This window comes from Bacillus cereus group sp. MYBK30-2, from assembly GCF_051915945.1.
Lineage (GTDB): Bacteria > Bacillota > Bacilli > Bacillales > Bacillaceae_G > Bacillus_A > Bacillus_A paramycoides.
The window spans coordinates 406,501-418,955 of the sequence record NZ_JBQAFR010000002.1; the positions used below are offsets into that span (position 1 = coordinate 406,501).

The window sequence follows — 12,455 nt, forward strand, 5'->3', positions numbered from 1 at the left end:
GAACGACTATATAGAAGTCCTGAAAAATGATACAAATTTCAATTTTTTTGTGAATATATCTGCGTACACTTGTTCTCTGAACTTTTATACGTTATAATAACAACTTAAATAGCATTATTTACATATGAGGTGAAAACATGAATAAAACAGAATTAATCAAAAACGTAGCACAATCAGCTGAAATTTCTCAAAAAGAAGCTACTGTAGTTTTACAAACTGTAGTAGAATCAATCACTAACACTTTAGCTGCTGGTGAAAAAGTACAACTTATCGGATTCGGTACATTCGAAGTTCGTGAAAGAGCTGCTCGTACAGGCCGTAACCCACAAACGGGTGAAGAAATGCAAATCGCTGCTTCTAAAGTACCTGCTTTTAAAGCTGGTAAAGAACTAAAAGAAGCTGTGAAATAATGAAAAAATAGCCTTCTCATTTATGAGAAGGCTATTTTTTTCATTATATAATTAATAAAAATCTGACCATTATGCTGTTTTTTTTGTTCCTTTATGGAAGTATAACCTTTACTTTCAAAGAAAGGTTTTGCCGTAATACTTGCCTCTGTATATATATCCTTATATTTTAGCTGCAATGCTTCTTTTTCTAACTTCTGTAGTATGTAAGAAGCTATCCCTTTCCCTTGATAATCTTTATGTGTAAATAATCGATCTATGTAACGCTCATCATTATAATCCCCAAATCCTACTATCACACCTTTATATTCTGCAACATAACAAATATTCTTTTCTAAAGATTGTAGCCAACTTTCTCTATCTAGGCGCTCTGGTGCCCAAGCATTTAACTGTAACGTATTATAATCTTTTGCATTAACCGTATGAACCGTTTCATAGAATAATTGTAATACTTGTTCTAAATCCTCTTTCTGGAATGTTCTAATTATAATATCTTTAAACATGTATTAATCTCCTCATCAAGCTATCGCTTCTATTTCTGCTATATTATATCTTTTTTCTTTCTATACGAACAAAAAACAATACTTATTCAAAGTATTGTTTTTTGTATAAAAGCATATTCAATTACTCTATAAATTAAGACTTTTATTATTTTAATTTAACTCTTTGCAATCTTAATGCATTTAATACGACTGATACAGAGCTAAATGCCATCGCTGCACCTGCAACCCAAGGAGCTAAGAAACCGAACGCCGCAATTGGAATTCCTAGACCGTTATAGGCTAACGCCCAGAATAGATTTTGCTTAATATTTCTAATCGTCATTTTACTCATGAAGATTGCATCAGCAATACTATTTAAGTCACCACGGATTAATGTAATATCTGCTGCTTCCATTGCTACATCTGTCCCTGTTCCAATTGCCATTCCAATGTCTGCTGTAGCAAGAGCAGGAGCATCATTAATTCCATCTCCAACCATAGCCACTCTCTTACCGCTAGCTTGCAGTTTTTTCACTTCTTCTGCCTTTCCTTCTGGTAATACTTCTGCAATTACGTGATCAATACCAACTTGCTTAGCAATTGCCTGAGCAGTTTGTGTATTATCACCTGTAATCATAACGACATCTAGACCCATTTTCTTAAGTCTTGCAATTGCTACTTTTGAAGTATCCTTTACAGTATCTGCAACAGCAACAATTCCAGCATATTCCTTATCTATCGCTATAAGCATTGCTGTTTTTCCTTCTCGCTCTAGTTCTTCCATCGATTTAGAAACTTCTTCAATATCAATATTAAATTTCATCATTAATCGGCGTGTACCAATTAATAACTGTTTCCCTTCTACAACCGACTCAATACCAAATCCAGGAATTGCTTCAAACGTTTCTGAACTTGGGATATCAATTCCCTTTTCTTTAATTCCTTCTACAATCGCTTCTGCAAGTGGATGTTCAGAATTTTTTTCTGCTGCACCGACTAATTTTAATATTTCTTTCTCTTCAAATCCATCTGCTACAATTACATCTGTTAATGTCGGTTTTCCATTTGTAACTGTACCTGTTTTGTCTAAAATAATCGTATCTAATCGATGCGTCGCTTCTAGATGCTCTCCACCTTTAAATAAAATTCCGTATTCAGCTGATCTTCCTGATCCCGCCATAATAGATGTTGGTGTTGCAAGACCTAAAGCACATGGGCATGCGATAACAAGTACTGCTATCATTTTCTCAAGCGCTCCTCCAAAATCACCAGGTGTAACAAATACCATCCATACTACAAAAGTGATAATAGCAATCCCAACTACAACAGGTACGAAAATACCTGAAATTTGATCCGCTACCCTTTGAATAGGAGCTTTCGAACCTTGAGCCTCTTCTACTACTTTAATAATTTGTGCTAATGCAGTGTCTCTTCCTACTTTAGTTGCCTTAACTTTTAAAAATCCATTTTTATTCATTGTAGAACCAATTACTACATCCCCGATTGTTTTATCAACTGGAATACTCTCACCTGTTAACATCGATTCATCTATCGCTGATTTTCCTTCTACAATTTCCCCATCTACTGGGATTTTTTCACCAGGTTTTACATAGACAATATCACCTGCTACCACTTCTTCGATTAAAATTTTCATTTCTGTTCCATCTCGTACAACTGTAGCAGTTTTCGCCTGTAATCCCATCAATTTTTTAATAGCTTCTGATGAACGCCCTTTTGCTTTTGCCTCGAATAATTTACCTAAAATAATTAATGTAATAAGTACCGCGCTCGTTTCAAAATATAAATCTGTCATATGTTCCGAGGAACCAATTGATTGAATACTTAAATAAACACTATAGAAATAAGCTGCGGACGTTCCAAGTGCCACAAGAACATCCATGTTTGCACTTTTATTGCGCAATGCTTTATAAGCACCTATATAAAACTGGCCTCCAATTATAAACTGCACTGGAGTTGCAAGAGCTAGCTGCACCCACGGATTCATAAGCATATCAGGTAAATAAATAAACGATGTAAATGAGAAGTGACTTACCATTGCCCACAATAACGGAAATGATAAAACAAACGAAATAATAAACTTTTTCTTTTGTCGCTCAATTTCTTGTAATCGATGATCTGTTGATGAATTTTGCTCATCTGACTTTACTTCTAATTTATATCCTAACTTTGTAATCGTGCTCTTCATTTCATTAACACTAATTTCATCAGGATTAAATTCTACAGTAGCTGATTCTAAAGCGAAATTTACTGTCGCCTTACTCACACCATCTAGCTTATTTAAACGTTTTTCCACCCTATTCGCACATGCAGCGCACGTCATTCCCGATACCATAAACTCTGCCTTATCACTTACAATACCATATCCTAACGATTCAACTTTTTCTTTAAACTTTTGAGGATTTGTTTGAGCTGGATCGTACAAAATTTTTGTTTTTTCAAGCGCAAAATTTACATTTGCCTCTTGAACACCTTCTACTTTTTTAAGACCTTTTTCAATTCTATTCGCACATGCGGCACATGTCATTCCTGATATTTGAAAATTGGCTTCTTTTTGTTCATTCATTTCATTCACCTCTACCACATACCCTCAAGAGGTATATTTGTTAGCAAAATAAATCGCACTTTATTTAAAGTACGATTTATTCCCCTATTTAAAAATTATTATATAACATCGTATCCTTGATCTTCGATTACACTAACAATATCTTTTAAAGTAATGATTGATGAGTCAATGGTAACTTCAACAATTCCTTCTGCTAATTGCACTTTTACTTGTTCAACACCATTTAGTTCTTTCACATTACTTTCAATAGAATTTACACAATGTCCACAAGACATACCCTCAACCTTTAATGTTAACTGTTCCATTTAAAATCCTCCTCTTGTTCATTCATTGTTTGTTAATCACAACTTTATTTTACCATACCCCCCTAAGGTAATCAATGGTTTTGTATAATGATTTTTATAATTTTTTATAAGTTCCTTGTTTTCTCTTATCCCACACAGCCTTCTTTGAAATAAATCCATTCATTCCACGACAAAACATACAGGTACCCCTTATGGGCATATAGCATGAACTTAATCAATCGAACTATTAAGTACACGCTGAAACTCCCTATGCTAAGCTTTGAGGTAAAGGTCTTAAATAAACAAAAAAACAAGCTAGTCAAATACTAACTTGTTTCTTAAGCCTTTGAAAATCGTTCAAATACGGTCATTAATTCTTCAATTGCTTCGTCACCATTACCATCCTTAATAGCACCAGAAACACAATGACTTGTATGATTTTTGAGAACACCCATTCCTACTTTTTTCATCGCTGCATTAATCGCTGAAATTTGCACTAAAATATCTACACAATAGCGATCATTTTCTATCATATTTTGAATACCACGGACTTGTCCTTCAATTCGCTTTAATCTATTTATAATTTGCTCTTTTTCTTTTTCTGATCTATGTGTTACTGCTTCATGTTCTTTATGATCCATATTATCACCTTCTTAAAGTTTCTCTTCATCTGATAAAAATAAATGTCTTTTTGAGTATATCAATTATAGCATTAAATATCTATGTATTGATACCCCATATGAGTATCTAATGTTTATATGATTATTCTTAACAAATTATTAGCTTCTCAATCTCAATTGTCATTATACCCTGTCCCTTTTCAAAAAAGCATAAAGTCCGCTACAAAACTCAATAAAGTGAAACTTTAATCAGCGAGGGTTTTGTTCATCTCTCATTCATTATTAACCCGCAAATAGCTGGATAAATAAAAGCCTCAATCTTCACATATTTGAATTGAGGCTTTTTTCTTCCTATTATATATAAAATTATTGTTGATCACATACTTTTGTGTCATTCACTACTGAAGTTCCTTCAACAGTTACCGTATGAAAACAGTCATTTACTCGAACAGTAACAACATTATCTTGCCGATCAATGATATGATATTCATTAAAATTTTTATTTAGAGCACTGCGAATTTGCTCTCCTTCATAAATTGGAATGCCATGTGATAAAACCCAAATAAGCCCAGCGATAGCAAGAATAGTTTTCATACGATCTACCTCCTTGAGAATAAAGTGAACTTTTAATCGGTGTTTATTTCAGCCCTACTAATCATTAGTTGAATCAGTCGAGCTTTTATGGGGATAAGTTCATTTCGTCTATTTTATGTTTATGCTAATTGTGACGGAATTGTGACAACTTTTTGTCTCTTTAGACGAAAAGTTGAAACAAAACTTTCAAAAAGGACAATTCTACTTACAGAAATGAAAAGGCTATGGAGGAAATTCTCCATAGCCTTTTCGTAGATTTTTATTAAACGACCATTTCACTATGCTTATTAAGTGTTTCAATTTGAATTGTACTATGTTCAATATGAAAATCGTGTTTTAGCATAGTAATAATATTTTGAAGCACTTCTTGATCATCCTGATTTTTATCAATCATTACATGGCAGCTTAAAGCATCTAATCCTGATGTAATTGTCCAAATATGGAGATCGTGTATATCACGTACACCCTCTACAAATGACCAATAAATCTTAATCCTTTACTTAAAGAAGTCGGTACAACTGATGCATGATTCTCCCCTTCAGCCTCATAAAACTTAAATCTAAACTTCTCATGTTTGAATTGAAGAAGACGTTCTGATAATGCATTTGCATCTACAACCATATGCTCTCGCTCCAATGATCCAACTGTAAGGAATACTCTCGTTTCAACCTTCGCTTCATTTAATTCATTTATAAGATTCTCTTCTTTTTCAAGTACGGATTGATTGTTCCACCAAATAGACGGGCTACTAATAAAATAATTTTGAAAAGTATTTACATTTGTAAATACTATATGTAATGCAAATAATCCGCCTAGAGAATGACCAAATAATGATTGTTTCTCTTTATCAATTTCAAAATTATTTTCAATTTGTGGTTTCAATTCTTCTTCAATAAACGTAAAGAAGTTATGTGCTCCTCCTGTTTTAGGCCACGGTTTACCATCCGGTTTTAAAGGAGCATCTTTTGAAATTATAGAAGGTGTAAAATCATAGCATCTTTCTTCGCCTGAAAATGCCCCTTCAATTGGATAACCAATACCAACTATAATGGCTGGTGAAACACCTGTTTTTTCCGCTCTAACCGATTGTATTTTAACCGCTTCATGGAACGTTTGAAAAAAAGCATTGCCATCTAATACATATATGACCGGATACCCTGAATCTGGTGCTGGTTGCTTCGGCTTTGAAATATGAATTTGATATTCTCTGCTTTCTAATTTGGAATACATTTTCCACTGTTCAGTGTTCCATATACTAATTTGCTGTTTTTCAATAGTTATATTCATCTTATATTCCCCCCTTTAACTTGTTACATATAGTTCTCTTTTTTCTTCTTCATAGATGCTGTCATAACCGAAACAAACAGGAGCCCCGTTATACGGATCTACCATGACACGTGCATCAATATGAAATACCTCTTTTAACACTTCATTTGTAATAATTTCTGAAGGACTACCAGTTGTAATAATGCGTCCTTCTTTCATTGCAATAATCTCATCTGAAAATCTAGCTGCATGGTTAATATCATGTAATACCATTACAACCGTACAATTATGTTCTTTATTTAATTTTTCCACGATTTGCAGTACATCTAATTGATGAGACATATCAAGATATGTAGTTGGCTCATCTAGCAATAAGACCTCTGTCTGTTGTGCTAACGCCATTGCTAGCCAAACTTTTTGTCTTTGTCCGCCTGATAAATTTGCAATTTGTCTCGTACGAAATGCTGACGTTTTAGTTATGTCTAATGCCCAATCAATCATTTCTTTATCTTTTGCGGTTAACTTATTTACGTTATTGCGGTGTGGATAGCGCCCATAAGAAATCAATTCTTCTACTTTAAGCTCTCCTGGAGCAATTGGATTTTGCGGGAGTAACGCTAATTGCTTTGCAATTTCTTTCGTTGGAATCTTATTTAAATCTTGCCCTTGCAAATACACTTTACCGCTTTTTTGCTTTAAAATTCTTCCCATTGTTTTTAATAATGTCGATTTCCCACAACCATTTGGACCTATAATTGTCGTTACTTTTCCTTCTTGTATTTCCACATTTAAATCGCGAAACACGGTAAGCTTTTCATAACTTGTTTCTAAACTTTTTGCACTTAAAATACTCACTTCTCTTCCCCCCTCTTACGCTTTCGCCTTATAAAGTAAATATAAGAAATACGGTACACCGACAATAGAAATAACAATTCCAACTGGTAACTCTACAGGTGTGAAAACTGTTTTTGCAATAAAATCTGAAGCTATTACAAGAAACATTCCTATTACTCCACATGTAGGGATTACATGCTTATGCTGAATACCGACAAGCCTTTTCGCTATATGCGGTGCCATTAAGCCAATAAAACCAATACTTCCTGAAACAGCAACACATGCGCTTACAAGTCCGATACTACTTAATAGTAAAATAGATTTCTCTCTTTCTACTGAAACACCTAGACTTGTAATACTCGTTTCTTCCAATTGAAATAGATCTAATAAATAAGCTTTCTTTTGTATAAGAGGAATTAGTATAATAAGCCACGGCAACGTGGCAATAATATACTTCCAGTTTGCACTATATATGCTTCCAGACACCCAAACTGCAGCCATTTCGAAATCAGTTGACTTCATTTTGAGTGATAAATACATAGAAAAGGCTCCAAATCCTGATCCAATTGCAATCCCTGTTAATAAAAGGCGCTGTGAATCTAACTTACCGTTTTTCCAAGAAAACATATAAATGATTATAGCTGCACCTAATCCACCAACTAAGCCAAACATCGGCATCATCATAATAGAAACCCAGTCTGTGCTCTTTAATTGTCCTTGAAAGAAAAACATAAAAATTACGATTGCTGTTCCTGCCCCAGCATTTACTCCTAAAATACCTGGATCCGCCAAGCCATTTCTCGTAATTCCTTGAATAACTGCACCTGCTACACCTAAACCTAATCCTACTAATCCAGCAATTACAATTCGTGGAAGACGAAAATCAAAAATAACTAAATCATGTTCTGGCACTGGATCAATTCTAAAAATTGTTTTAAATACATCCGTAATCGTAATATCAAACGTACCATTTGTTAAACTAATATAAATAGCACATAAAATTAAAAATATTATAGTCCCCATTGTCATTACAAAACGCTGATTTGAATTTTTAAGCATGTCTCTCTCCCCCTCTTGTACGAATTAAATAAAGGAAGAAAGGAATTCCAATTAAAGATGTAACAACTCCAATTGGAGTTTCAAATGGATAATTAACAAATCTACTTAAAACATCACATAATGCTAAGAAAACTCCACCAATAGCGCCCGCACATGGCACAATCCACTTATAATCTACCCCAATTAAAAATCGAGTAATGTGTGGAATAATTAAACCTACAAAACCAATTTTCCCAACTAAAGCAACTGCCGTTCCTGTTAAAAAAATAACTGATAAAATTGCCATCGCTTTAACTAGCTTTGTACGCTGCCCTAGATTAATGGAAATCTCTTCTCCTAAAGAAAGAATTGTAATAGATTTTGATATTAATAGCGCTAAAACTATCCCAATTATCCCAAAAGGTACCGTGATTTTAATTACATTAGGATCCACTTGATCTAACTTAGCATTAAACCAAAAACTAACATTTTGAGAAATTTGGAAGTACGAAGCCATCGCGGCCGATACACTGCTTAAAAATGTCCCAATAACTGTTCCTATAATCGCTAACCTAACTGGTGATAAGCCATTTTGAAGGAGCGAACCAAAACCAAACACTATACCGGCTCCTAATGCAGAACCAATCATTGAACATAAAACCATACCGATTGATGACATTCCTGGAAGAAAAATCATACAAAGTGTAATAACAAAAGCTGCACCATCCGTCACACCCATAATAGAAGGGGATGCAAGATAGTTTCTTGTCATCCCCTGCATAAGTGCTCCTGATATGGCTAGAAATGCTCCGACTAAAAGAGCTGCAACTACCCTTGGTAAACGTGAAGTAATAATAATATTATGATTTACATCGCTTGAATCAAAATGAAATAATGCATTCCACACTGTTTCAACATCAATGTTTTTCGCCCCATATAAAATTGATAGTATGACTGTAAATAAGATTAGTATGGGTGCTAAACATAAAATGGTTACTGGTACCGCATTTGTTTTCTGCATATCATTCAACGCACCTTACTTATTGTATTATTTAGATAATTTTTTCACTGCTTCTTTTAAGAACGCTGTTTTACTCCAAGCTGTACCACCTTGTGCCATTGGGTCTACAACGTTTACAAATACTTTCTTTTCTTTCACAGCATCCATACTTTGCCAAATTGGATTATTTTCAATTTCTTCTAGCACTTTCGGTTTATTATTTTCGCTTGCTTCATATTGTAAGAAAACATAATCTGGATTTATTTCAGCTAGTTTTTCTAAAGAAATCTTTTCTTGTGCTTTTACAGTTTTAAGTTGTTCTGGAGCAGTTAGTCCAAGATCTTTATAAATTACAGGATTGAAGTATACTCCTTCTGGATATAGGAATAGGTCGTTTGCTCTTAGTCTAATTACAAGTACTTTTTTATCTTTTAACTTATCTCCCAATTTCGCTTTTGCTTTTTCAGCATCCGCATTGTAATCTTTAATAATTTTTTCTGCCTTATCTTTTTTACCAGTTAATTCTCCCATTAACTTTAAATTATCTTCCCAGTTTGTTGAAACGTGTGATATTGGGAACGTCGGAGCTACTTTCGTAAATTTTTCAGCTGTTTCTGCTGGAAATTTCGTACTTGATGTAATAACATCTGGTTTTAATTGAAGTAATGTTTCAAAATTCGGCTCCATTTTCTCACCAACAGATTTCGCACCCTCTAAATCTTTTTCAAGATACTTTGGTAATTTACCACCTATAGTAATCGCTCCAACTGGTTTAATTCCAAGTACTGCTGCATCTTCCATTGATTCTAAACTAGCCGTCGCAATTTTATCTACCTTCGCAGGCACTGTATATTCTTTACCTAAATATGTAATTTTTCGTTTTTCATCTTTTTTCGTTTCAGTAGCTTTTGTCTGTTGTTTTTGTTCCCCAGAAGTTTTGTCTGCACTATTACATGCTGCTAAACCTACACTTAAAACTGTAACCATCCCTAGTGTAAATAATTTCTTGTTCATCTTTGTATATCTCCTCTCGAAACCTTTAAAATATGTTATTCCAACAATGAAATTTAATTATATGAAACATAATCCCCATCTATATTTCACATCATTAACAAATCTACGTAAAATGAAGATTCATCCTCGTTCACTTCCCCTAGTATTAAATTCTTTACCACCCTCATTCTGATAATCGTTATCACTGATAATGATTATCGTTATTAAGTATATATTTAATATTTAATTATTTCAAGAATGATTTGAAAAATTTTAACAAACTGAACAAAAAAGAAGTATCTCCTTTTTTCAGGAAGATACTTCTTTTTTTAGAAACCTATACGTAACTCAACTGGACAATGATCTGATCCCATCACTTCACTATTAATTTTCGCATCGGTAATTTTATGTTTTAACCTTTCAGAAATCACAAAGTAGTCTAAACGCCATCCGATATTTTTCGCTCTTGCACCCATACGATATGACCACCATGAGTATGCGCCTTCTTGTTCAGGATATAGGTATCGATAAGTATCAATAAATCCTTCCTCTAAAACACATGTAAATTTCTCTCTTTCTTCATCCGAAAAACCAGGATTTTTCCGATTGCTTTTCGGGTTTTTCAAATCGATTTCTTTATGGGCAACATTTAAATCTCCACAAAAAATAACCGGTTTCTTTTCATCTAATCGCTTAATATACGCTCGGAAATCATCTTCCCATTCCATTCTGTAATCTAAACGTTCTAATCCTCGTTTCGAGTTTGGTGTATACAGCGTTATCATATAAAAATCATCAAATTCTAATGTAATAACTCGTCCTTCTTGATCATGCTCTTCAATTCCTAAACCATACATTACAGAAATCGGTTCTTTTTTCGTAAAAATAGCAGTTCCTGAATACCCTTTTTTCACAGCATAATTCCAGTATGTATAGTATCCCTCTAGATTTAAATCAATTTGTCCACTCTGTAATTTAATTTCTTGTAAACAAAATATATCTGCATTAGATTCTTCTAGATATTCTAAAAATCCACCTTTCGCAATAACTGCCCGCAAACCATTTACATTCCACGAAATAAACTTCATATATGTTCCTCCTCTTGATGTGCATTTTCTGTTTTCATGCTAACACAAAATAGATAACCTATCATAGTTTCATCTTTGTAATCTTGCTCTTACATCAGTAATTGCGGACATATGTATTTTATTCAGGTTATACTAATCTCGGAGGTGACGTTCTGTGTACAACGAAAAATTGCAAAGATGCGAATTAACAGATGAGTATTGGCAAGCAATTATTCATAATGACTCTTCATTTGATGACAAATTCTTTTATGCTGTAAAATCGACTCGTATTTTTTGTCGTCCATCATGCAGATCGAGAATACCGAATAAAAACAATGTACGAATTTTTCTTAATGTGGAGCAAGCGTTATATGAAAAATTCCGTCCGTGCAAACGTTGCAAACCAAATGGCCTTACTTTACCTAATGAAGAGTGGATAAATCAAATTAAAGAATATATTCAAAAACATTATTGTGACGCATTAACTCTCGACTTGCTCGCAGAAATGTGCCATGGTAGCCCTTATCATTTACAACGCACTTTCAAGAAAATTGTAGGGATTAGTCCAATAGAATATATACAGCAATTCAGAATTACAAAAGCGACAGAATACCTTTCACATACAAATCAATCCATTATGGAAATTAGCACTGCTGTTGGGATAGAAAACCCAGAGTATTTCGCGACTTTATTTAAAAAGAAAACAGGATTTACCCCTACTGAATATCGAAAAAAGAACGGAACAAAAGAGGAATGAAATAATGAAACCATATGAAAATAAAACTATATATTGGACATTGCTTATTCATAAACATTGGCGTATGCATATTGCAGCCACTTCAAACGGATTATGCTTCATCGGATCACAAAATAAAACTTTTGAAGAACTAAATACGTGGGCTAGAAGAAAACTTCCACAGCATACATTCATCCAAAATCCAGATTATCTGCAAACATATACGAAAGAACTTATCGAGTATTTGGAAAACAAGCTAGAAACCTTTACATTTCCTATCGGTGCTTACGGAACTGAATTTCAATTATCTATTTGGAATACGGTACGTGAAATTCCTCACGGAAAGACATATTCTTATTCAGAAGTTGCGGAAAGAATTCAAAAACCTAAAGCTGTACGTGCTGTTGGAGCTGCTATTGGAGCTAATCCCCTTCTGATTACAATTCCTTGTCACCGTGTTATAGGAAAAGATGGAAAGCTTACTGGTTTTAGGGGTGGTTTAGACATGAAAAATGAATTGCTCAAGTTAGAAGCGTTTCAGGAGGAGTAA

14 protein-coding genes and 1 pseudogene are annotated in these 12,455 nt (G+C 33.9%); 3 read left to right on the forward strand and 12 right to left on the reverse strand.

The window, feature by feature from the left end; translation table 11 throughout:
- The first annotated feature begins 137 nt into the window (after window positions 1-137).
- Window positions 138-410 (forward strand): HU family DNA-binding protein, encoded by a 273-nt coding sequence (locus ACTFQM_RS13660; RefSeq protein WP_002173012.1) that lies wholly within the window; start codon window positions 138-140, stop codon window positions 408-410.
- 20 nt (window positions 411-430) lie between these two features.
- On the opposite strand, the gene ACTFQM_RS13665 is transcribed toward ACTFQM_RS13660, so the two are convergent.
- From ACTFQM_RS13665 to ACTFQM_RS13720, 12 genes and pseudogenes are all read right to left on the reverse strand, one after another.
- The gene (locus ACTFQM_RS13665; RefSeq protein ID WP_440034832.1) at window positions 431-910 is read right to left on the reverse strand and encodes a GNAT family N-acetyltransferase; all 480 of its coding nucleotides are present in this window, start codon (window positions 908-910) and stop codon (window positions 431-433) included.
- Window positions 911-1,055: 145 nt separating this feature from the next.
- Window positions 1,056-3,473, reverse strand: a complete 2,418-nt coding sequence (locus tag ACTFQM_RS13670) for a heavy metal translocating P-type ATPase (protein ID WP_440034833.1) — start codon at window positions 3,471-3,473, stop codon at window positions 1,056-1,058.
- A 98-nt stretch (window positions 3,474-3,571) separates the two neighbouring features.
- Entirely contained in the window at window positions 3,572-3,778 is a 207-nt protein-coding gene (gene copZ, locus ACTFQM_RS13675; protein ID WP_440034835.1) for a copper chaperone CopZ, read from the reverse strand.
- 317 nt (window positions 3,779-4,095) lie between these two features.
- The gene (locus tag ACTFQM_RS13680; protein WP_000349636.1) at window positions 4,096-4,398 is read right to left on the reverse strand and encodes a metal-sensing transcriptional repressor; all 303 of its coding nucleotides are present in this window, start codon (window positions 4,396-4,398) and stop codon (window positions 4,096-4,098) included.
- 345 nt (window positions 4,399-4,743) lie between these two features.
- The gene (locus ACTFQM_RS13685; protein WP_000849103.1) at window positions 4,744-4,971 is read right to left on the reverse strand and encodes a hypothetical protein; all 228 of its coding nucleotides are present in this window, start codon (window positions 4,969-4,971) and stop codon (window positions 4,744-4,746) included.
- Between the two features lie 262 nt (window positions 4,972-5,233).
- Window positions 5,234-5,443 (reverse strand): annotated as a pseudogene (locus tag ACTFQM_RS13690) (cation diffusion facilitator family transporter); the annotation flags it as partial.
- On the reverse strand, window positions 5,440-6,258 hold the full coding sequence (locus ACTFQM_RS13695; protein WP_440034836.1) for an alpha/beta hydrolase: 819 nt from the start codon (window positions 6,256-6,258) through the stop codon (window positions 5,440-5,442). The pseudogene ACTFQM_RS13690 and the gene ACTFQM_RS13695, both read right to left, overlap by 4 nt.
- A 15-nt stretch (window positions 6,259-6,273) precedes the next feature.
- Window positions 6,274-7,092: an ABC transporter ATP-binding protein gene (locus ACTFQM_RS13700; RefSeq protein WP_440034837.1), complete on the reverse strand. Its 819-nt coding sequence runs from the start codon at window positions 7,090-7,092 to the stop codon at window positions 6,274-6,276.
- A 15-nt stretch (window positions 7,093-7,107) separates the two neighbouring features.
- A complete protein-coding gene (locus tag ACTFQM_RS13705) occupies window positions 7,108-8,130 on the reverse strand; it encodes a FecCD family ABC transporter permease (protein ID WP_440034839.1) in 1,023 nt (340 codons plus the stop codon).
- Window positions 8,123-9,130, reverse strand: a complete 1,008-nt coding sequence (locus ACTFQM_RS13710; RefSeq protein ID WP_025148404.1) for a FecCD family ABC transporter permease — start codon at window positions 9,128-9,130, stop codon at window positions 8,123-8,125. The genes ACTFQM_RS13705 and ACTFQM_RS13710 overlap by 8 nt, the downstream gene beginning before the upstream one ends.
- Window positions 9,131-9,157: 27 nt before the next feature.
- Complete coding sequence (locus ACTFQM_RS13715; protein WP_440034841.1) at window positions 9,158-10,123, reverse strand: iron-hydroxamate ABC transporter substrate-binding protein; 966 nt, start codon at window positions 10,121-10,123, stop codon at window positions 9,158-9,160.
- A 308-nt stretch (window positions 10,124-10,431) separates the two neighbouring features.
- On the reverse strand, window positions 10,432-11,190 hold the full coding sequence (locus ACTFQM_RS13720) for an exodeoxyribonuclease III (protein WP_440034843.1): 759 nt from the start codon (window positions 11,188-11,190) through the stop codon (window positions 10,432-10,434).
- A 154-nt stretch (window positions 11,191-11,344) separates the two neighbouring features.
- Between ACTFQM_RS13720 and ACTFQM_RS13725 the strand changes: the two genes are divergently transcribed.
- Entirely contained in the window at window positions 11,345-11,926 is a 582-nt protein-coding gene (locus tag ACTFQM_RS13725; RefSeq protein ID WP_440034846.1) for a bifunctional transcriptional activator/DNA repair enzyme AdaA, read from the forward strand.
- Window positions 11,927-11,930: 4 nt separating this feature from the next.
- The gene (locus tag ACTFQM_RS13730; protein WP_440034849.1) at window positions 11,931-12,455 is read left to right on the forward strand and encodes a methylated-DNA--[protein]-cysteine S-methyltransferase; all 525 of its coding nucleotides are present in this window, start codon (window positions 11,931-11,933) and stop codon (window positions 12,453-12,455) included.